The organism is Mesorhizobium sp. M0058 (assembly GCF_040323095.1).
Taxonomy (GTDB): Bacteria; Pseudomonadota; Alphaproteobacteria; order Rhizobiales; family Rhizobiaceae; genus Mesorhizobium.
Genome location: NZ_JAMYUQ010000008.1, coordinates 218,567 through 238,183 on the forward strand (window position 1 = coordinate 218,567; position 19,617 = coordinate 238,183).

19 protein-coding genes and 1 tRNA gene are annotated in these 19,617 nt (G+C 64.3%); 4 read left to right on the forward strand and 16 right to left on the reverse strand.

From position 1 onward, the window contains the following. Positions 1-79: 79 nt before the first annotated feature. Entirely contained in the window at positions 80-1,036 is a 957-nt protein-coding gene (locus NKJ75_RS15990; RefSeq protein ID WP_245274186.1) for a phospholipase D-like domain-containing protein, read from the forward strand. A 102-nt stretch (positions 1,037-1,138) separates the two neighbouring features. Here NKJ75_RS15990 and NKJ75_RS15995 read toward each other — a convergent pair whose 3' ends face one another. The 8 genes from NKJ75_RS15995 to rsfS form a co-directional block, all read right to left on the reverse strand. Then, positions 1,139-2,395, reverse strand: a complete 1,257-nt coding sequence (locus tag NKJ75_RS15995) for a D-amino acid dehydrogenase (protein ID WP_023668705.1) — start codon at positions 2,393-2,395, stop codon at positions 1,139-1,141. A gap of 93 nt (positions 2,396-2,488) precedes the next feature. Then, the gene (alr, locus tag NKJ75_RS16000; RefSeq protein WP_023834625.1) at positions 2,489-3,634 is read right to left on the reverse strand and encodes an alanine racemase; all 1,146 of its coding nucleotides are present in this window, start codon (positions 3,632-3,634) and stop codon (positions 2,489-2,491) included. A 74-nt stretch (positions 3,635-3,708) separates the two neighbouring features. Continuing rightward, the gene (locus tag NKJ75_RS16005; RefSeq protein WP_023737900.1) at positions 3,709-4,224 is read right to left on the reverse strand and encodes an RNA pyrophosphohydrolase; all 516 of its coding nucleotides are present in this window, start codon (positions 4,222-4,224) and stop codon (positions 3,709-3,711) included. A gap of 2 nt (positions 4,225-4,226) precedes the next feature. Continuing rightward, positions 4,227-5,408 carry a divergent polysaccharide deacetylase family protein gene (locus NKJ75_RS16010; RefSeq protein ID WP_023737901.1) on the reverse strand — a complete coding sequence of 394 codons (1,182 nt, stop codon included), beginning with the start codon at positions 5,406-5,408 and terminating at the stop codon, positions 4,227-4,229. 184 nt (positions 5,409-5,592) lie between these two features. Next, complete coding sequence (locus tag NKJ75_RS16015; protein WP_023668701.1) at positions 5,593-6,918, reverse strand: S41 family peptidase; 1,326 nt, start codon at positions 6,916-6,918, stop codon at positions 5,593-5,595. A gap of 1 nt (position 6,919) precedes the next feature. Beyond that, positions 6,920-8,278, reverse strand: a complete 1,359-nt coding sequence (locus NKJ75_RS16020) for a murein hydrolase activator EnvC family protein (RefSeq protein WP_023668700.1) — start codon at positions 8,276-8,278, stop codon at positions 6,920-6,922. 122 nt (positions 8,279-8,400) lie between these two features. After that, positions 8,401-8,883, reverse strand: coding sequence for a 23S rRNA (pseudouridine(1915)-N(3))-methyltransferase RlmH (rlmH, locus tag NKJ75_RS16025; RefSeq protein ID WP_023834623.1), 483 nt, complete (start codon positions 8,881-8,883; stop codon positions 8,401-8,403). Between the two features lie 62 nt (positions 8,884-8,945). Beyond that, entirely contained in the window at positions 8,946-9,323 is a 378-nt protein-coding gene (gene rsfS, locus NKJ75_RS16030; RefSeq protein WP_023668698.1) for a ribosome silencing factor, read from the reverse strand. Between the two features lie 241 nt (positions 9,324-9,564). On the opposite strand from rsfS, the gene NKJ75_RS16035 reads away from it, so the two are divergent. Further along, entirely contained in the window at positions 9,565-10,419 is an 855-nt protein-coding gene (locus NKJ75_RS16035) for a mechanosensitive ion channel family protein (protein WP_023736854.1), read from the forward strand. A gap of 15 nt (positions 10,420-10,434) precedes the next feature. Here the strand turns inward: NKJ75_RS16035 and NKJ75_RS16040 are convergent, their stop codons facing one another. From NKJ75_RS16040 to obgE, 5 genes are all read right to left on the reverse strand, one after another. Next, entirely contained in the window at positions 10,435-11,703 is a 1,269-nt protein-coding gene (locus NKJ75_RS16040) for an MFS transporter (protein WP_502903876.1), read from the reverse strand. Between the two features lie 85 nt (positions 11,704-11,788). After that, positions 11,789-12,421: a nicotinate-nucleotide adenylyltransferase gene (locus NKJ75_RS16045; protein ID WP_023822432.1), complete on the reverse strand. Its 633-nt coding sequence runs from the start codon at positions 12,419-12,421 to the stop codon at positions 11,789-11,791. Positions 12,422-12,624: 203 nt separating this feature from the next. Continuing rightward, positions 12,625-13,911 carry a glutamate-5-semialdehyde dehydrogenase gene (locus tag NKJ75_RS16050; protein ID WP_352499934.1) on the reverse strand — a complete coding sequence of 429 codons (1,287 nt, stop codon included), beginning with the start codon at positions 13,909-13,911 and terminating at the stop codon, positions 12,625-12,627. Positions 13,912-13,914: 3 nt separating this feature from the next. After that, positions 13,915-15,093 (reverse strand): glutamate 5-kinase, encoded by a 1,179-nt coding sequence (proB, locus tag NKJ75_RS16055; RefSeq protein ID WP_352499935.1) that lies wholly within the window; start codon positions 15,091-15,093, stop codon positions 13,915-13,917. 2 nt (positions 15,094-15,095) lie between these two features. Next, positions 15,096-16,127 carry a GTPase ObgE gene (gene obgE, locus NKJ75_RS16060; protein WP_352499936.1) on the reverse strand — a complete coding sequence of 344 codons (1,032 nt, stop codon included), beginning with the start codon at positions 16,125-16,127 and terminating at the stop codon, positions 15,096-15,098. A gap of 167 nt (positions 16,128-16,294) precedes the next feature. Between obgE and NKJ75_RS16065 the strand changes: the two genes are divergently transcribed. Next, positions 16,295-17,158, forward strand: coding sequence for an endonuclease/exonuclease/phosphatase family protein (locus tag NKJ75_RS16065; RefSeq protein ID WP_023668690.1), 864 nt, complete (start codon positions 16,295-16,297; stop codon positions 17,156-17,158). A 191-nt stretch (positions 17,159-17,349) separates the two neighbouring features. Here NKJ75_RS16065 and NKJ75_RS16070 read toward each other — a convergent pair whose 3' ends face one another. The 3 genes from NKJ75_RS16070 to NKJ75_RS16080 all read right to left on the reverse strand — a co-directional run bounded on the left by NKJ75_RS16070 (position 17,350) and on the right by NKJ75_RS16080 (position 19,137). Beyond that, on the reverse strand, positions 17,350-17,937 hold the full coding sequence (locus NKJ75_RS16070; protein ID WP_352499937.1) for a GNAT family N-acetyltransferase: 588 nt from the start codon (positions 17,935-17,937) through the stop codon (positions 17,350-17,352). Between the two features lie 132 nt (positions 17,938-18,069). Next, positions 18,070-18,339 carry a 50S ribosomal protein L27 gene (gene rpmA / locus NKJ75_RS16075; protein WP_015315190.1) on the reverse strand — a complete coding sequence of 90 codons (270 nt, stop codon included), beginning with the start codon at positions 18,337-18,339 and terminating at the stop codon, positions 18,070-18,072. Positions 18,340-18,438: 99 nt separating this feature from the next. Continuing rightward, positions 18,439-19,137 carry a 50S ribosomal protein L21 gene (locus tag NKJ75_RS16080; RefSeq protein ID WP_023668688.1) on the reverse strand — a complete coding sequence of 233 codons (699 nt, stop codon included), beginning with the start codon at positions 19,135-19,137 and terminating at the stop codon, positions 18,439-18,441. 369 nt (positions 19,138-19,506) lie between these two features. Here NKJ75_RS16080 and NKJ75_RS16085 point away from each other — a divergent pair. Then, positions 19,507-19,596, forward strand: a tRNA-Ser gene (locus NKJ75_RS16085). Positions 19,597-19,617: the final 21 nt, after the last annotated feature.

A 19,617-nucleotide genomic window follows, 5' to 3' on the forward strand; every position in this document is an offset into this window, starting at 1 on the left:
GTGCGCATCATGGTCACAGACGTGCTGGAGCGCGACAAGGACGACGCGCTGCTGCACCGGCTGGCGGCCGATTATCCCAATGTCGAGTTGCAGGAATATCGTTGGCGGGCCGACCACGGCGCGCCGGTCGACGAGCAACTGTCACCAGCTGCACAAGACCCATCACGTCAAGATGCTGGCGACACTTGCCGAGGATCCCGCCCGGTCGCGCGTCATCATCGGCGGCCGCAACATTCATGACGGCTTCCTGTTCCACAAGCCGATCGACCTGTCGCGCTATCCGAACCTCGAGCAATACGGCAAGACCGACGGCCTCTCGCTCAACTACTATTCGAACTGGAGCGATTTCGACATCGAGTTTGCCGACCCGGCCACGGTCGAGACGCTGGCCACGCATCTCTCGACATTGTGGCTGCGCGACGCCGACACCAACGTCGCAAGACCCTTCTCCATTCCGGTGCGCTCCGACAGCCGGCGCCCGCCGGGCACGGTGCGCCATTTCATTTCCGTGCCCTACGAGGACAACCATGCGCTCGAGACCTATTTCGTCGAGCTGATCGACACTGCCCGGCACCATATCGAGATCGTCAATCCCTACCTTAATCTGACGCCGAAGCTCAGCCTGGCCATCGAGCGGGCGCTGGCGCGCGGCGTCAGGATCGACATTGTCGGCCGCATCGACCTCAAGGGCGATATTGGCGGCAAGCTGCTGACCGCGCTCAACAAGCTGTTCGTCGAGAAATATGGCGACCGCATCAACATCCGCGAATTCAAGGCGCCCGATGTCGTGCTGCACTCCAAGATCATGATGATCGACGAAAGGCTGGTGACGATCTCGTCGGTCAATCTCAACAACCGCAGTTTCTTCCACGATCTGGAGAACGGCATCACGGTGCTCGACCCTGCCTTCTACGCCAGGATGCAGCCGGTCTATGACGACTATGTCGCCCATTCGAACCCGGTATCGACCAAGGTGACGATACCGTGGGCCTACCGATGGCTGTTCTCGAAGGGATGGGTGAAGGAGGCGTTTTGAGGGGCTGGCGAGGCTGAAGGAATGCCGTTCTGTAGCGATCCTTTACACCCCCTCTGTCCGGTGCGACAGAGGGGTGCTGGCCGCGAGCTTTAAAAAGCACCCCTACCTCAAATACCGCTCCGGCCCCAGCTCCCGCACATCGATATCAGGCACCTTGCTGGAGATGATGTCGGACAGCACCTTGGCCGAGCCGCAGGCCATCGTCCAGCCAAGCGTGCCGTGCCCGGTGTTGAGATAGAGGTTGGAGAACTCGGTGCGGCCGACCAGCGGCGGCCCGTCCGGCGTCATCGGCCGCAGCCCGCACCAGAAGGACGCCGCCTTGAGGTCGCCGCCATCCGGGAACAGATCGCCGACCGAATGTTCGAGGGTGCGCCGACGCGATTCGTGCAGCCTGAGATCGAAGCCGGAAATCTCCGCCGTGCCGCCGACGCGGATGCGGTCGCCGAGCCTGGTGATCGCCACCTTGTAGGTTTCGTCCATTACCGTCGACACCGGGGCGGCGACCGCGTCCTTGATCGGAACGGTGATCGAATAGCCCTTGACCGGATAGACCGGGATCGGGCGCCTGAGCAGGCGCATGAAGCGCGCCGAATAGCTGCCCAGCGCCAGCACATAAGCGTCGGCCGCGCGCGAGCGCTGGTCGGTGCCGACGCTGACGATGCGATTGCGGTTCTTGGAGAAGCGCCGGATCTGCGTGCCGTACTCGAACGTGACGCCGCGCGCCACGCAGAGCTCGGCCAGCCGATCGGTGAACATCTTGCAGTCGCCAGTTTCGTCGCCGGGCAATCTCAGCCCGCCGACAAACTTTTCCCGCACGCCGGCCAGCGCCGGCTCGGCCCCAATGCAGCCTTCGGGATCGAGCAACTCGTAGGGAACGCCATATTTCTTCAGCACCTCTACATCGCCGCCGGTGCCGTCGAGCTGCTTTTGCGTGCGAAACAGCTGCAGCGTGCCCTTGGTCCGCTCATCATAAGCGATGCCGGTCGCCTCGCGCAGCGCCTTCAGCGTGTCGCGGCTGTATTCGGCGAGCGGCACCATGCGCGCCTTGTTGATGGCATAGCGATCCGCGGTGCAATTGCGCAGCATCTTGATGAGCCATGTCCACATATACGGATCGAAGGCCGGCCGCACCACCAGCGGGCCGTGCTTCATCAACAGCCACTTGATTGCCTTCAGCGGAATGCCGGGGCCGGCCCAGGGCGAAGCATAGCCGGGCGAGATCTCGCCGGCATTGGCGAAGCTGGTTTCCAGCGCCGGCCCTTTCTGGCGGTCGAACACCGTCACCTCGTGGCCGGCCTCAGCGAGATAATAGGCAGTGGTGACCCCGATAACGCCGCCGCCCAACACGAAGATCTTCATCGCATCACTCTCCACGACGACTTCCGTCAGAGGGCCGCCGCCTCCTGTCTGCCGGATTCTGCGGCGTCCGCCAAGGGGCGGCGTGTCGCGGCTCTATTCGTTGATATAGCGGCGGTGGAAGCGGGGGCCGAGACTGGTCAGGATTTCATAACCGATCGTGCCGGCATGACCGGCGGCGTCATCGACGCTCTGCGAGGGGCCTAGGAGTTCGACAAGGTCGCCCTCGCGCAGCCGGCCGGCCGGCAGGGCCGAGATGTCGAGTATGATCGAATCCATCGACACCCGCCCGACAAAGGGCAGTCGCACGCCGTCGAGCCAGGCAGCCGAAGCCGCGCGCCGGTGCCAGCCATCGGCATAGCCGAGCGAGATCGTGGCCGCGCGCAAGGGACCGCTGGCCAGAAACGCATGTCCGTAGCCGACGCCCGCGCCCTTATCGATGCCGCGTGTCTGGATGATCTTTGCCTCGAGCCGCACCACCGGCAGCATCGGGTTCGCCTCATCAGGCGTCGGATTGATGCCGTAGAGCGCAGCGCCCGGACGCGCGAGGTCGTACTGATAGCGCGGCCCAAGAAAGATGCCGGAGGAATTGTCGAGCGACGCCGGCGCCTTGGGCAGCATTTTGCGCAGCCGTTCGAACTCCCTGAGTTGCGCGTCATTGGCCGCATTGGTCGGTTCGTCCGCACGGGCCAGATGGCTCATGACGAGAACGACATCGACGCCGGCGAAAGCATCGGCCGTAAGCGCCTCGACCTCTGCCGGCGCCATGCCCAGCCGCGACATGCCGCTGTCGACCTGGATGGCGGCCTTGAGCTTGCGGCCGGCCTTCTGGCCGGCTTTGCTCCACGCCTTCAATTGTCCGCTACTGTTGATGACGGGAACAAGGTCGGCAGCCACCGCTTCGGGTTCCGAGCCCGGCGGCAGCCCGTTCAGCACATGGATTTCCAGCTTCGGTCCGAGTGCGTCGCGCAGCGCTACACCCTCGGTGAGATGCGCCACAAAGAAGCTGTCGCAGCCTTCGGCAACCAGTGCCGCCGCCACTTGCCGCGCGCCAAGCCCGTAGCCGTCGGCCTTGACGACGCCGGCGCAGCGTACGCCGCCGAGCTTTGCCTTGAGCCGCCGGTAATTCTCCCTGACCGCGCCGAGATCGATGGTGAGAATGGCGCCGGCCGCCGCTTCGCTGATCGGCTGCAAGCCGGCTTCCGGTGCAGAATGCAATGACTTCCCTGAGGCGCTGCTCATCCCCGCTCCTGACCAGAGCACGAAACAAACCCTATCAGTAAGGACAGATCATGGACGTCGCAACAGCGAGCCGCCTAAGCCAAATGCCGGAACGCCGTCACCACGTCCTCATAGACCTTGCGTTTGAACGGCACTATCAGATCGGGCAGGTCCTGCATTGGCCGCCATGCCCATTCATCGAATTCGGCGGTGTGGCCGCCCGGCGGCGGATTGATCTGGATCTCTCTGGTCTCGCCGTGAAAGCGGTAGGCGAACCATTTCTGCGTCTGGCCGCGATAGCGGCCCTTGAGGGCGATGCCGACCAGATCGCGCGGCAGGTCGTAGTTGATCCAGTGCGGCGCCTCGTCGAGCAGCGTGACCGAGCGCATGCCGGTCTCTTCATAGAGCTCGCGCCCGGCCGCCTGCAGCGGCTCCTCGCCCTCGTCGATGCCGCCTTGCGGCATCTGCCAGAGCTGCGTGGTCCCGGCAAATTCGCTGTCCGGTTCGGCGATGCGGTGCCCGACCCAGACCAGCCCGTCGCCATTGAGGATCATCAGTCCTACGCAAGGGCGGTAAGGCAGCGTCTCGGGGTCGACAGGTTTCTTCGTCATGATCAGCCTTTTTCCGGGTCGATGGCCACCGCCGAGATCGGCACGATCTCGATGCCGCGCTTTTTTGCTTCGACCACCCAGGACGCCACGGTATCGACGGTGAGGTCGAAGGCCGAGCCGATGCCGACGGCGGAGCCTTTGGCACGCGCGGTCGCTTCCAGCGCGTCGAGCTTTTTCAGGATGGCGCCGCGGTCCTGCACGGCGTCGATTGCCGTATCGCCGGCGACGAATGGCACACCGTCCTTCAAGGCGAGATCGGACGCCAGGCTCCGCGCGGACGAGCCGTCATCGACATAGGCAAGGCCGCGCTTGCCAAGCTCGGCCATGAACGGCCCCATCGCCGTCGCGTCGGCCGAAAAGCGCGCCCCCATATAGTTCATGACGCCGGTATAGTTGGTGGTCCGCGACAGCGCCCAGCGCAGATTCTTCAGATTGTCGTCCGGGCTTGCCGCCACCGTCAGCGTGTTGCGGCCGGGATTGACATTGGGATAGTCGAACGGTTCGAGCGGCACCTGCATGACCACCTCATGCCCGCTCTGCCGTGCCGCCTGCATCCAGCGGCCGATGCTGTTGCCTTGCGGCGCAAAAGCCAGCGTCACTTCGGCCGGCAGCTTGGCGATCGCGGCCTGCGTGCCGGTCTGCGACACGGCAAGCCCGCCGATGACGATTGCCACTCGAGCGCCACGCGAACCCGACCACGGCCGCGCATAGACATCGAACGGCCGCCGGCCGTCAGCGGCGCGAACCGGCAACGGGCCGGTGTCGCTGGCCTCGATCAGCGCCCTGTCGGGGATATGCGCGATCTTCAGGTTCTGGCCGATCGTCGACGGGTCGTGGATGACGATGGCTGCATTGGGCGGGCCATCACCCTCCTGGGACTGCACATGGATGATCTGCGGACCGCTGGCCTTGGGCGTTTCCGCCTTCGGCGCTGCCGCCGTCGCTTGAGCAGTGGGCGCTGCGGCCGCGGGCTCGGCCGCCGCCGTCACCTTCGGCGTCGAGAGCGCGATTGCTTCCGGTTTGCGGAACGGCTTCTCGCGCAGCGCGATCGCACCGGAGATGCCGACCGCGGCCAGCACGACCAGCGTCGCCGCGACGGCGCCAGCGCTGATCCCGCGCGACGCGGCACGCGGTCGGACGGTCTGTCCGAGCGGGCGTTCGATGTCCTTGCCGACGTCAGCCAAGCCGCATCCCCCGGGCGCGTGATCAGCGAAATCTTTTCGCCATGCGCAGATCCAAAACTGACGGCGCGTCCCCTGCGCCTTTTGAGGCGCAGCGCCCAGCGGTCCCCGAATCAAACTGCCGGAACCTCACGGTCCCGGCAGCATTGCATCGCTTCGATTGGGCAGCCAGAGCTACCAGTCGATTTTACTGGTTGAGCACTGCCTTCTCCGGATTCGGCGGGAATGCCGGATCGGTCTTCTGGCCGCGCAGCAGCTGTTCGGCATAGATCAGCTGCAGATCGTCCTTCGGATCCGGCGGCACATAGGCAGCCGAGCCCGAGCCGGTATCGCTCTCGTCGGCGCCCTTGATATGGCCCTTGAGGTCCGATTCGCCGCGCGTCAGGTCCCTGCCCTGCAGTTCGGGCGGCAGCGGCTGGTCGACCTTGATGTCGGGCGTGATGCCCTTGCCCTGGATCGACTTGCCGGACGGCGTGTAATAGAGCGCCGTCGTCAGGCGCAGCGCGCCGTTCTCGCCAAGCGGGATGATGGTCTGCACCGAGCCCTTGCCGAACGACTGCGTGCCGACCACTGTGGCGCGGCGCAGGTCCTGAAGCGCGCCGGCGACGATCTCGGAGGCGCTGGCCGAACCGCCATTGACGAGCACGATCAGCGGCTTGGCGCCGATGTCGTCGCCTGCCTTGGCGTCGAAGCGTGTGACGTCCTTCGGGTCGCGGCCGCGGGTCGAGACGATCTCGCCACGGTCGAGGAAGGCGTCGGACACGCTCACCGCCTGGTCGAGCAGGCCGCCCGGGTTGAGCCTGAGATCGAGCACATAGCCCTTGAGCTTGTCGTTCGGCACCTGCTTCTTGATGGTGTCGATGGCATTCTCGAGGTCGTCATAGGTCTTTTCGGTGAAGGAGGTGATCTTCATGTAGCCGATGTCGTTCTCGACCCGGAACTTGACCGCCTTGACCTTGATGATATCGCGCACCACCGTCAGCTCGATCGGCTTGTCGGCGCCTTGGCGCAGGATGGTCAGCTTGATCGGCGTGTTGACCAGGCCGCGCATCTTTTCGACTGCATCGTTGAGCGTCAGGCCGCGAACCTCTTGGCCGTCGATCTTGGCGATATAGTCGCCGGCCAGCACGCCTGCCTTGGCAGCCGGGGTGTCGTCGATCGGCGTGATCACCTTGACCAGGTCGTTCTCCATGGTGACCTCGATGCCGAGGCCGCCGAACTCACCCTTGGTCTGCACGCGCATGTCCTGCGCCTGCTCGGCATTCATGTAGGAGGAGTGCGGGTCGAGCGAGGTGAGCATGCCGTTGATGGCGTTTTCGACCAGCGACTTGTCGTCCGGCGGCGTCACATACTGCGCCCGCACGCGCTCGAAGATGTCGCCGAAGATCGCCAGTTGCTTGTAGGTCTCGGAGCCTGCAGCGTTCGCCGTCGAGCCGGGGGCGCCATAGACCAGGCTCATCGCTGACGCGCCCATCAGCGCACCGGCAATAAGAAGCGACAGTTTCCGCATCATTTCACGTCCTTCCAGAGAAGCGGTCCGCCCACCATGGGGTCGGATCGACGGGTTTTCCATCCTTGCGGAACTCGACATAGAGTTCCGGCGTGGCATTTCCATTCTTCGAGGCCGAGGTGCTTGCCACCCGGGCCTCTCCCATCGCGCCGACCGGCTCTCCTGCGAGCACCGACTGGCCAGACGCGACGCTGATTCTGCTCATCCCCGCCAGGACGACATGATAGCCGTCTCCCGCATTGAGGATCAAGAGTTGACCATAGGAGCGAAAAGGCCCCGCATAAAGCACATTTCCGTCCGCCGGTGCCGTGACGATGGCTCCCGATTGTGTCGCAACCATGTCGCCAAGCATCACCGCGCCGTTACCGTCATCGGCCCCGAAACGCAGCTTGATCTTGCCGGTGACCGGCAGCGAGACTTGTCCCTGAAGTGCCGAAAACGGCGCGGCGGCGGTGAGGCGGTTGCCTTCCGGCACGGGCAGCGAAGCCAGCTCCGTCGACGCGGTTGTGCCTGCATCGGCGTTATCGGCGTCCGGCTTATCGCTGTCGGCCGCTTTCTGTTCGCCTGCCTTGACGGCATCCGCCGCCTTGCGGCTCTTGTCGGCTTCAAGCGAAGCGATCAGCTCTTTCAGGCTGCCGGCCTTGGCCGCAAGCGCCTGGGACCGCTGCTTTTCAGCGGCCATCGCCGTCCAGGTGTCCGCCTCGAGCTTCTGCTTGGCTTCGAGCAGCATGGAGAGGCGTTTCTTTTCCGCCGTCTGCTCGCCGACCGCCGCTGTCAGCCGCGTCCGCTCGGCCTCGATCGAGGCCGTCACCCGGGTCTGTTCCCTGAGGTCGGCCAGCAATTTGTCGGTCTGCTGGCGCAGTTCCGGCACCACTGCGCCGAGCAGGATGGCGCTGCGCACCGACGACAGTGCGTCTTCCGGCTTGACCAGGATCGCCGGCGGCGGATTGAGCCCCATGCGCTGCAGCGCCCCCAGCACCTCGGCCAGCACGTCGCGCCGCGCCGCCAGCGAGACACGGATCTTCTGTTCCTCGCCCTTCAGTCCTTCGAGCCTGGCGCCGATATCCTCGATGTCCTGGCCGAGCTTCTGCTCGGTCATCGCCGACTGGATAAGCGCCGCGGTGATCGAGGCATGGTCCTTCTTGACCGAAGCAATGTCGGCGGCGAGCTTGGCCAGCCGTTCGGACGACAGCGTGATCTCGGCCGACACCTTCTCATATTCGGCACGGCTCAGATCGGGGTCGGGCGCCACGTCCAGCGTATTTTCGGCCCGCGCAAGCCCGAGCGACAGCAAAACCACTGCTGCAGCGATGCCGCAGCGCGCGTGCCGGAAGCCCGTTCGTGATTTCCCGTTGTCAGCCATTGAAGCCCGACTCTATGCGTGGCTTCGTTAACGAACCATCAACCATGATCGAACCGAAGCCTAGCACAAAACAGCCGCGCATTGGGGCGGAAATCCGGACGATTGATCCTCGACCCACTGATTTACGAACGGTGGTAGGGATGTCCCGAAAGAATCGTTGCCGCCCGATAGAGCTGCTCGCCCAGCATGACGCGCACCAGTTGGTGCGGCCAGGTCGCCGCGCCGAACGAGACTATCAGCTCAGCCTGATCGCGAATCGACTGGTCGTGCCCGTCGGCGCCGCCAATGCCGATGACCAACGCCTTGCGTCCGCCATCGCGCAGCTGGCCGATACGGCTGGCGAAATCGTCTGAGGACAGGTTTTTGCCGCGTTCGTCGAGCAGGAACAGCGCCGTGCCCGGCTGCAGCTGTGCCTGCAGCTTCTGGCCTTCCTCGCGGCGGCGCTCATTGGCGTTCTGGGCTCGTCCCTCGGCGATCTCGGCGACACCAGAGAATTCGAACCCGATCGCCGGGCCGCTCTTGGCGAAACGCTCGAAATAGCGGTCGGCGAGTTCTCTCTCGGGGCCGGCCTTCATCCGGCCCACGGCATGAACTGCTATCTTCATCCCTGCCTCGGCGAGCTTTCAATCCATGTCGCACCCCGGATGGTTACGACATGAGACGGAGCTCAGTGCAAGGTCTCTTCCTCAAGGTCCGGCGCCTGCCACATCTTTTCAAGATTGTAGAATTCGCGGACTTCTGGGCGGAAGACATGGACGATGATGTCGCCTGAATCGATCAGGACCCAGTCGGCGCCGGACAGCCCCTCGACGCGCGCCGTGCCGAGACCGGCATCCTTGAGCGCCTTGAGCAGGTGGTCGGCGACAGCCGAGACATGACGGTGCGACCGGCCCGACGCGATGACCATATAGTCGCCGAGGCTCGATTTCCGCTGAATGTCGATTGAGACAATATTTTCGGCCTTGGAGTCTTCCAGACTGGCAAGGACTGTCTTGATGGCACGGGACACGGCGTCATCTACGCTGATCCTGGCCGGCGAAGGCATGACGTCAGCCTTCTTCCGCAATGCTGTTCTCAGTGTATTTCCTTTCGCAGCAAGAACAACCAAATCACCCACGAAATCAGGTGACACCCTATAGATAGGCAGAGTTCCCTTGCAGTTTCAAGACGGGAGGCCCTGCCACCGCGAACGCAGTGCACGACTTCCGGTTCCGGAGCCTTGAGAAAAATCGGAACCCATGGCCGCGGCAGGGGTTATCGACACACCCCCCAAACGGATTTTCCTGATGCCAATCGACCCCCAGAACACGCTGCTCACCGTGCAGGCTGGCCTTGCGCAACTCAGCACACTGATCGTTTCCTATTCCTTCTCCGCCATCGGCGCCATCATCCTGCTGGTCGTCGGCTATCTCGTCGCCGGGCTCGCAGAACGATCGATCTCAGCCGGCCTCGGCCATATCCATGGTTTCGACGCGACGCTGCGCCATTTCTTCTCGAAGATCGTGCGCTACGCCATCCTGATCCTGGTGGTCATCATGGTGCTCGGCCAGTTCGGCGTTCAGACGGCCTCGATCATCGCCGCCATCGGCGCCATCGGGCTGGCAATCGGCCTGGCGCTGCAAGGCACGCTGCAGAACATCGCCGCAGGCATCATGCTTCTGGCGCTCAGGCCATTCCGCATCGGCGAATATGTCGAGGTCGGCGCCATTTCCGGCACCGTCGAGGAAATCGGCCTGTTCGCCACCAAGCTCCGCACGACAGACGGCGTCTATGTGCTGGCGCCCAATTCGACGCTGTGGAACCAGCCGGTGCGCAATTTTACCCGCAACGGTGTGCGCCGCGGAGACATCACGCTGAGCATCGGCTCCTGGAACGACATCGACCTGGCGCAGAAAACCATGCTGGGCGTTGCCGGCGGCGAGCGCCGCGTCAAGCGAGAGCCGGCGCCGATCGCCTTCGTCGCCACGGTGGGCGATGCCAGCGTCGCCATCACCTTGCGCTACTGGACCACGGCGGCGGATTTCTTCGCCACCCAGATCGATCTCACCAAACGCGTCAAGCAGGCGTTCGACGCCGAAGCCATTTCGGTTCCCGCACCTCCGCCGGAGGCTCGACAGGAAACTGCCGCTACCAGGCAGTAGGAGCTGTGAAACCGTTCAGCGCTTATCTTCCGGGGCGTAGGCGAGCTCCACCGGCAGCGGCGCCTGCGCCGACATCGGCGCGAAACTGCTGGTCTCCGTAGCGGGGACGGCGCGCGTGGTGGCCACTCGCCACAGCACGAACAGGCAGAAGACAGTGGCGATGACGATGGCCACATAAATGAAGGCCTGCGTGCCATAGACAGCCGACAGGGCCGTCACGATACCCGGCACGATGAACCCCGACAGCGACCAGGCAAACAGCAACGAACTCGACAGCGCCACCATGTCGTCCTTGCCGGCGCGGTCGGCGGCATGCGCGCTGGCCAGCGAATAGATCGATTCCGAGGCGCCGTCCCAGACGATGTAGATCACCACGAGCACCATCAGCGCGCCGCCGTCGAAGCCGATGGCCAGAATACCGGCGACGATGGCCAGTGCCGCAGCGCCGGCCAGCACGTAACGGCGATCGGTACGGTCGGAAATCCAGCCGAGCGGTATCTGCAGGATCAGCGTGCCGACGGGCATCGCCGACAAAAGCAGCGCCACATCGGCCTGGCTGTAGCCCTTGGCCGTGGCATGGATCGGTGCGAACCCGGCGATCGCCATCGACAGGCCGCCGACGGCCAGCATGCCGGCCACGCCGACCGGCGAGATCCGCCAGGCGCGACCGAGCGCCACGGAGGCTGCGCGAGGTGGCGGCGGTTGAGCCAACCGCGTCATGCCGACCGGCAGGATCGACACTGCGGTGAAGGCAATGCCGATCAGCGGCGCCTGCGCCGTCGCGATGTCGACCGCTGCCAGCAGGGCATAGCCGACGCCAAGTCCGGCGACATAGGCGACGTAAAACACCGCCATCACCCGGCCGCGAATGGCGTTTGCGACGGCATCGTTGAGCCAGCTCTGGGCGACGATGAACAGGCCGCATATGGCAAAACCGTAAAGCGCGCGCGCGGCGATCCACAGCAGCGGGTAGGTGCCGGCGCCAATGGCAGCATTCGACAGCGCAATCAACGCCGACAGCACCATGAAGGCCCGGGCATGCCCGACGCGGCGCACCAGCGGCCCGGTCAGGATGCAGCCGGCAAGGCCGCCGGCGGAAAGGCCGGTGATGATCAGCCCGGCCCAGGTCGGATCGAAGCGCTCGACGCCAAGCCGGACCGGGATATAGGCGAACATCAACCCATTCCCGACCGCAATCAGCGCCATCGACACGATTACGCTGGCAATGGCGATCACGGGCGCCGGCGGGGCGCCATGATTGTGGTCGATGTCGGTCTGGTTCACTGAATTGGCCATATCCAGCGCAGCATCGCCCAGCGGATCGCGAAAGGCCGCCGTAAAAGCGACATCGGCGATCTGGCCTTACGAGTTACCCCTTGGCTTGCTTGCGAATAGCACTCGATGACAGCGACGAACGCGGGCCGTGAATAAAAGTCCAGGCCGGCGCCTTCATGCGGGCGAGCCGGGGCGCGTCACCCTCGTCGACGCGGGCATAGTCGAAGGTCTTGGCCACGACCGAGGACAGGAAGGACAGCGTCGCGCCCGGGCGGTCGATGACCGCGATGGGGAAGGTCATGACGATCTGGCGCCAGCGCTGCCAACGGTGGAAATCGCGGAGTGAGTCGGCGCCCATGATCCAGACGAAGTCGACGCCGGGATTGCGTGCCTTGACCAGCGCCAGCGTGTCGGCGGTGAAGCGAATATGATACGCCGCCTCGAAGGCGGTGACCTTGATCTTCGGGTTCTTGGCGATCTGCTCCGACTGGAGCAGCCGGTCGCTCAGCGGCGCCAGTTCCCTGGTGCTCTTCAGCGGATTGCCAGGCGTCACTATCCACCACAATTGGTCGAGCGCGAGGCGCCGCAAGGCAATTTCCGCCACCAGCGCATGGCCGGCATGCGGCGGGTTGAACGATCCGCCGAACAGACCGACGGCGAGGCCTTTCTCGGCATGCGGCATACGGAGGTAGTGCGAGGGGATGGCGGGCTGAAGGGACGACAGCATGGTGCTAGGCACCCCCCTCTGCCCCACCGGGCATCTCCCCCGCAAGGGGGGAGATCAGCAGCTTCGGCAAAGGCACTTTTCTTGCAACGTTAGTGATTGGCGAAAGCGGAAGAAAAACCTGATCTCCCCCCTTGCGGGGGAGATGTCCGGCAGGACAGAGGGGGGTGTCTGGGCTCAATGCCTCAAGCCCTGACGCGAATGATTCAAGGCCTCACCTGTCCCGACCCGCGCACGCGGTATTTGAACGAGGTCAGCTGCTCGACACCAACCGGTCCGCGCGCGTGCATCTTGCCGGTGGCGATGCCGATCTCGGCGCCCATGCCGAATTCGCCGCCATCGGCGAACTGCGTCGAGGCATTGTGCAAAAGGATCGCCGAGTCGATCTCGTTGAAGAACCGCTCGACCGCTTTGGTATCCTCGGCGATGATCGCCTCTGTGTGGTGTGAGGAGAACGTCTCGATATGGTCGATGGCGCCGGCAATCCCGTCGACCAGTTTTACCGCGATGACGGCGTCGAGATATTCGGTCACCCAGTCGGTATCGGTCGCCGGCTTGGCGTCGAAGAACAGCTTCATCACTTCCTGATCGGCATGGATCTCGCAGCCGGCGGCGCGTAGCGCGTCGAGGATCGGCACCAGATGTGTGGAGGCCACCGCGCGGTCGACCAGCAAAGTCTCTGCAGCGCCACAGACACCGGTGCGCCGCATCTTGGCGTTGACGGCGATCCTGACCGCCATGTCGAGATCGGCCGAGCGGTCGATGTAGAGATGGCAGATGCCTTCAAGATGGGCAAAGACCGGCACCCGCGCCTCGCTCTGCACGCGCCCGACCAGGCTCTTGCCGCCCCGCGGAATGATGACGTCGAGATTGCCGCCAAGCCCTTTCAGCATCTCGCCGACGGCGGCGCGGTCGGTGGTCGGCACCAGCTGAATGGCGTCTTCCGGCAGGCCGGCGGCCTTCAGCCCCTCGACCAGGCAGGCATGAATGGCGGCGGACGAATTGAGCGAGTCCGAGCCGCCGCGCAGGATCACCGGATTGCCGGCCTTGAGGCAGAGCGCGCCGGCATCCGCCGTCACATTCGGCCGGCTTTCATAAATGACGCCGACAACGCCGAGCGGCGTGCGCACGCGCTCGATCTGCAGGCCGTTGGGGCGATCCCAGGCGGCAATCACATCGCCGACCGGGTCCCTGAGCTCGGCGATTTCACGGATGCCATCCGCCATGGCACGGGTGCGCGCCGGATCGAGCTTCAACCGGTCCATGAAGGAGCCGGACAAGCCCGATTCGTGTCCGTTAGAGACATCGATGGCGTTGGCATCGAGAATCTGCTGCTGGCGCGCGATGATCGCGTCGGCCATGGCGAGAAGTGCGGCATCCTTGGCGGCGGCGGTCGCAATCGCCAACGGTCGGGCGGCCGCGCGGGCGCGGCGGCCGATATCAGCCATCAGCGCGACGGTGTCATCCCCGGATTGTTCATGCAACTTCAGCATGTCTCATCCTCCGCTTACCTCGCCCCCGGCCCATACCTGGCCGGCAGCCCGTATCTGGTCACCCGGATCGCTCACCACCAGATCGTCGCGGTGGATCATCGCCGAGCGCGCCTCGTAGCCGAGCACGGTTTCGATCTCGGCGGTCTTCAGGCCTGCGATCCTTACGGCATCGGCGGCATCATAGGCAACCAGCCCGCGCGCGATCTCGCGGCCCTCGGGCGACAGGATCGCCACCGTGTCGCCACGCGAGAAATTGCCGCTGACCAGCCTGACGCCGGCCGGCAGCAAAGATTTGCCGGACAGCAGCGCACCGATGGCGCCGGCGTCGACGGTGAGCCGCCCGGCCGGTTCGAGCTGGCCGGCGATCCAGGTCTTGTAGCCTTTCACCGGATTGGCGCTCGGCCTGAAGAAGGTGGCGCGCTCGCCACGCTCGATCGCCATCAGTGGCGAGAGCCTGGTGCCCGAGGTGATGATCATGGCGGTGCCGGCGGCGGTGGCGATCTTGCCGGCATCGAGCTTGGTGCGCATGCCGCCGCGCGACAGTTCGGATGCGGCCGCCCCGGCCATAGCCTCGATATCGGGCGTGATGCGGTCGACCACCGAAATGAATTTTGCATCGGGATCGCGCGCCGGCGGCGCCGTATAGAGCCCGTCAATGTCGGAGAGCAGCACAAGCAGGTCGGCGCCCATCATCGTCGCCACCCGGGCCGCCAGCCGGTCATTGTCGCCATAGCGGATTTCGGAGGTCGCTACCGTGTCGTTCTCATTGATGACCGGCACCGCCTTCATCTTGAGCAGCGTCGAGATCGTCGCGCGGGCATTCAGATAGCGTCGGCGCTCCTCGGTGTCGCCGAGCGTCAGCAGGATCTGGCCCGATTTCAGCGCACCCTTGCCCAGCGCATCCGACCATGCGCCGGCGAGCGCAATTTGCCCGACGGCGGCCGCCGCCTGGCTCTCCTCGAGCTTCAGCGCCCGTTTTCCGAGACCGAGAATGGTGCGGCCGAGCGCAATGGCGCCGGACGACACGACCAGGATCTCGGCGCCGCCATTGGCCAGCACCGCAATATCCTCGGCAAGCGAAGCCAGCCAGTCGCGCTTCAGGCCGCTGGTGCGGTCGACCAGCAAGGCCGAACCGATCTTGACCGTGATGCGCCGGTATTTTGTCAGCGACCGCGCCGTCATCGTTATCGGTCCCAGCGGGTCTCGACGGGAGCGGCAGCCCTGTCGCGCGCTTCGCCGACAACTGCCATCAGCGCGCGCAGCACCGCTTCGACGCCCTCGCCGGTGGCCGCCGACAGCAGCATCGGCGCGCGGCCGGCAGCGCGTTTGAGGGACGCAACCTTCTTCTTGCGCTCATCGGCGTCAAGGATATCCACCTGGCTGAGCGCGACGATCTCGACCTTCTCGATCAGCCCATTGCCATAGGCGTCGAGCTCGGCGCGCACGGTCTTGTAGGCCTTGCCCGGGTTTTCCTCCTGCGCCGAGACCAGGTGCAGAAGTACACGCGTGCGCTCGACATGGCCGAGGAAGCGGTCGCCGATGCCGACACCCTCATGCGCGCCCTCGATGAGGCCCGGAATGTCGGCGATGACGAATTCGCGCGCAACGATGCGGGCAACGCCGAGGCCGGGATGCAGCGTGGTGAAGGGGTAGTCTGCGATCTTCGGCTTGGCCGCGGTGACGGTTGCCAAAAAAGTCGACTTGCCTGCATTGGGCAGCCCGACCAGGCCGGCGTCGGCAATCAGCTTCAGCCGCAGCCAGACATTCATCTCTTCGCCGGGCTGGCCGGGATTGGCGCGGCGAGGCGCCTGGTTGGTCGAGGTCTTGAAATGCTGGTTGCCGAAACCGCCATTGCCGCCCTTGGCCAGCAGGAAGCGCTGGCCGACCACGGTCAGGTCGCAGATCAGCGTCTCATTGTCCTCGGCAAACACCTGGGTTCCGGCCGGCACCTTGAGCGTCACATCGGCGCCCTTGGCGCCGGTCATGTTGCGGCCCATGCCGTGGACACCAGTCTTGGCCTTGAAATGCTGCTGATAGCGATAGTCGATCAGCGTGTTGAGACCGTTGACCGCTTCCAGCCAGACATCGCCGCCGCGGCCGCCGTCGCCGCCATCCGGGCCGCCGAACTCGATGAATTTTTCGCGCCGGAACGACACAGAGCCGGCGCCACCGTCGCCGGAGCGGATATAAACCTTGGCTTGATCGAGAAATTTCATTGGACTACGCAGTTTCTGTTGGCCTTGCGGCTTTGCTCTAGATCTTGCGCCTTGCTCTAAACCAAGGCGCGGCCAAGGGCGAGGCCGTTTTGCGACTAAAGCGCCGGATGCCCTTTTGTCGGGGACGCGGTAGCAGTGTTCGCGGACGGAGCTTGAGGGGCGCGGGAATGAAGGTTGTGAGCTACAACATCCAGTACGGTATCGGTCTGGATGGCCGCTACGATCTCGGCCGCATCACCGAGGCGGTTCGCGGCGCCGACGTGATCGCGCTGCAGGAAGTGACCCGCAACAATCCGAGGAACGGCAACCGCGACATGGTCGCCGAGATCGGTGAGGCGCTGCCCGAATATTTTGCCGCCTACGGCAGCAATTTCGAGGTCAATGTCGGCTCGCGCCTGGAGGCCGGCCGCGCCATCACCACCACTTTCCAGCTCGGCAACATGGTGCTGTCGAAGACACCGATCCATCTGTCGCGCAATCTGCTTTTGCCGCGCAGCCGCAGCCTTGAGGCGATGAACTTCCAGCGCGGCGCACTCGAGGCGCTGGTCGAGACCCCGCTCGGCTTCATCCGCTTCTATTCCACGCATCTCGACCATCGCAGTCCGGTTGAGCGCGCCAGCCAGATCCGTTTCCTGCGCCAGCGCCTGTTGAACTATGCCTTCGAGGGCGGCGGTCTCTCCGGCATTCCCGAGATCGGCCTGCCGGACCTGCCCTATCCCGAAGCCTTCATCGTCATGGGCGACTTCAACATGCTGCCCGGCTCGCCCGAATATGTCGAACTCGTCGGCCGCCCGGACCATGAATTCGGCATGCCCTTGACCGCCGATCTCGCCGTCGACGTCGCCCAGCGCCTGAACACACCAGACGTCGTCACCTGGGTCGATCCCACGCGACCCGAAGACACAAGCCGCCACAAGCGCATCGACTACATCTTTACCTCGGCCTCGCTCGCCGGATCGCTGAAGCGCCTGTGGGTCGACCCGCAAGCGGTCGGTTCGGACCATCTCCCGATTTGGGTCGAGATGGGCTGAGTTGAGCCCGATCCACAACCAACGTTTCCAAACCTGTCGTTTGGAGGCACGCGCCTAGGTGTTGAGATTCAGGTCAGGCCGAGCCGAAAACACTGGTTTTCGAGAACCGGAGCGGAGTGTACTTAAGTACGTGCACCGGAAGCGCATAAAACCCGCGTTTGCAGGCCGGCCTCACCTGAATATCAAAACACCTAGAAATGCACCCAGTTTCGAAGACTGATCCAGGTCTTTCTGTCCAGCCGGTACCGCTCGACCGGCACCTGGCCGGCGACGATCGAGTTCAGCATGCCCTGGCCGGCATACTGGAAGCCGCATTTGTGGATGACCCGGCGCGAGGCCGGATTGATCACCCGCGTCGAAGCCTGCAGCACGTGGATCGACGTCCGTTGGAAGGCAAGGTCGACCAACGCGTGCGCGGCCTCCGTCGCATAGCCGCGCTTCCAATAGGGCTCGCCGATCCAGTAGCCGAGTTCCAGCCCGCGATCGGTCATGTTGAGGCCGGCGCAGCCGACGAAAATGTCGGTGCCGGCGAGCGTCAGGGCGTAGGCGATGCCGGCCCGGCGCGACCGGGTCATAGCCAGGAAGGCGCGTGCCTCGGCCTCGCCATAGGGGTGCGGCATGCGGGCCAGCATCTCGGCGACGTGACGGTTGTCGGCAAGCTCGACCAGTTGCGCGATGTCGGCTTCACACGGGGCGCGCATCACCAGCCGCTCCGTGGCCAGCACCGGGCAATCTATCGCGTAACTTTCGTCTTCGGTGTGTTCCGCTTCGGCAACCATTCGACGTCCTCCAGGCAAGAAAAAAGGGGAGATGGAAAACCCATCTCCCCTGATCCTTTTCCTGGCTCCATTCACTGGTTTGGCCAGACACCGGTTCCCGAGATGGGCGCCGGTTTTATAGTGCGGAACCGGCTACTCCGCGGCTTTGGTAATCGGGTTGACCGATACGTAGGTTCGGCCGTTGGCTTTTTTGTTGAAGGTGACTGCGCCGGTCTCGAGCGCAAAAAGGGTGTGGTCCGTGCCCATGCCGACATTGACGCCGGGATGCCAGGTGGTGCCGCGTTGACGGATGATGATGTTGCCCGGGATGACGGCTTCGCCGCCGAACTTCTTCACGCCCAGACGCTTGGAATGCGAGTCGCGACCGTTGCGCGACGAGCCGCCAGCTTTCTTGTGTGCCATCTAACTAACTCCGATGCGCCCTGGGGCGCTTGAATGGTCTTATGAACGCGTTCGCGTTCCGTTTCAAGTCCGATCCGGCGACCTTGTCGCCGGTTCGTTTTACTTCTTCGCCAGTTCCTTGGCCTGCTCGCGCCAGTCGTTGATCTGGTCGGTGCTGAAGGGCATGTGCGCGTCGATCTTGGCCACGTCCTTGTCCGACAGCTTGGCAAGCTGGGCGAAGGTGGTGATGCCCTGCTCGTGCAGCTGGCCGGCGGCAACCGGGCCGATGCCCTTGATCACGGCCAAATCGTCCGGCTCGCCCTTCGGCGCCTTGAACAGCGGCGCGGCGACGGCGGTCTCCGTCTTGGCTTCATCCTTCGGAGCAGCCTCGGCTTTGGCTTCCTTCTTCGCCTTGGCTTCCTTCGGCGCGGCCTCGGCCTTCGCCTCGGGCGCTACGTCAGCCTTGACTTCCACCTTGGCTGAGGCCTTCTTGGAAGGCTTGGCGCCACCCAGCAGGATCTCGGCGATCCGCACGGTGGTCAGAAGCTGGCGGTGGCCGATCTTGCGGCGCGAATTCTGCCGGCGGCGCTTCTTGAAAGCGATGACGGTGCGGTTCTTGCCCTGCTCGACGACTTCCGCCGTGACCAGAGCGCCATCGACGAACGGGGCGCCGAAGGTGACATTTTCGCCTTCGCCATGGGCGAGGACGCTGCCGATTTCGACGATATCGCCGACATTGGCTTCGAGCTTCTCGATCTTCAGGAGATCGTTGGCGGCAACGCGATACTGCTTACCGCCCGTTTTAATGACTGCGAACATTTTTTGCCTTTCGCTGTTCGGTCGGCCTCGATGAGCCGCGTCACGCGGTTCGGCCGTCTTTTTGTCAGTCTGCGGGTTCGAAAAACAAGCGGCGTGGAAGAACCCTCCACGCCGATTGCGCGCTTCCCCTAACCGAAGGTTCGGTACGAGTCAAGGCAAACGGGCGGAATCCTTGGCCACGCCGCCTCCTTGCCGCCCCCGATCTCTCCAGTCGAGGACCGGTTGGCCCCATCTGCCGACGTGGCCGCAACGCAGCCCTCCAGACAGAGCCCGCACAGGAAGCTGAATTCCCCCGCGGATTTGGCCTTGTAACCTGCCCGCCCAGCCGTTATCTAGTGCGCCGCGCCGGCAACGGCCGACCATGACCGCGGAGAGGTGGCAGAGTGGTCGAATGCACCGCACTCGAAATGCGGCATGGGTGCAAGCCCATCGGGGGTTCGAATCCCTCCCTCTCCGCCACCCTACGCCCTGCGGGCTTCG

Coding starts and splice junctions, on each gene's coding strand:
- NKJ75_RS15990 (WP_245274186.1), top strand. CDS start 80: ATGTCGAGTTGCAGGAATATCGTTGGCGGGCCGACCACGGCGCGCCGG.
- NKJ75_RS15995 (WP_023668705.1), bottom strand. CDS start 2,395: ATGAAGATCTTCGTGTTGGGCGGCGGCGTTATCGGGGTCACCACTGCC.
- alr (WP_023834625.1), bottom strand. CDS start 3,634: ATGAGCAGCGCCTCAGGGAAGTCATTGCATTCTGCACCGGAAGCCGGC.
- NKJ75_RS16005 (WP_023737900.1), bottom strand. CDS start 4,224: ATGACGAAGAAACCTGTCGACCCCGAGACGCTGCCTTACCGCCCTTGC.
- NKJ75_RS16015 (WP_023668701.1), bottom strand. CDS start 6,918: ATGATGCGGAAACTGTCGCTTCTTATTGCCGGTGCGCTGATGGGCGCG.
- NKJ75_RS16020 (WP_023668700.1), bottom strand. CDS start 8,278: ATGGCTGACAACGGGAAATCACGAACGGGCTTCCGGCACGCGCGCTGC.
- rlmH (WP_023834623.1), bottom strand. CDS start 8,883: ATGAAGATAGCAGTTCATGCCGTGGGCCGGATGAAGGCCGGCCCCGAG.
- rsfS (WP_023668698.1), bottom strand. CDS start 9,323: ATGCCTTCGCCGGCCAGGATCAGCGTAGATGACGCCGTGTCCCGTGCC.
- NKJ75_RS16035 (WP_023736854.1), top strand. CDS start 9,565: ATGCCAATCGACCCCCAGAACACGCTGCTCACCGTGCAGGCTGGCCTT.
- NKJ75_RS16045 (WP_023822432.1), bottom strand. CDS start 12,421: ATGCTGTCGTCCCTTCAGCCCGCCATCCCCTCGCACTACCTCCGTATG.
- NKJ75_RS16050 (WP_352499934.1), bottom strand. CDS start 13,911: ATGCTGAAGTTGCATGAACAATCCGGGGATGACACCGTCGCGCTGATG.
- proB (WP_352499935.1), bottom strand. CDS start 15,093: ATGACGGCGCGGTCGCTGACAAAATACCGGCGCATCACGGTCAAGATC.
- obgE (WP_352499936.1), bottom strand. CDS start 16,127: ATGAAATTTCTCGATCAAGCCAAGGTTTATATCCGCTCCGGCGACGGT.
- NKJ75_RS16065 (WP_023668690.1), top strand. CDS start 16,295: ATGAAGGTTGTGAGCTACAACATCCAGTACGGTATCGGTCTGGATGGC.
- NKJ75_RS16070 (WP_352499937.1), bottom strand. CDS start 17,937: ATGGTTGCCGAAGCGGAACACACCGAAGACGAAAGTTACGCGATAGAT.
- rpmA (WP_015315190.1), bottom strand. CDS start 18,339: ATGGCACACAAGAAAGCTGGCGGCTCGTCGCGCAACGGTCGCGACTCG.
- NKJ75_RS16080 (WP_023668688.1), bottom strand. CDS start 19,137: ATGTTCGCAGTCATTAAAACGGGCGGTAAGCAGTATCGCGTTGCCGCC.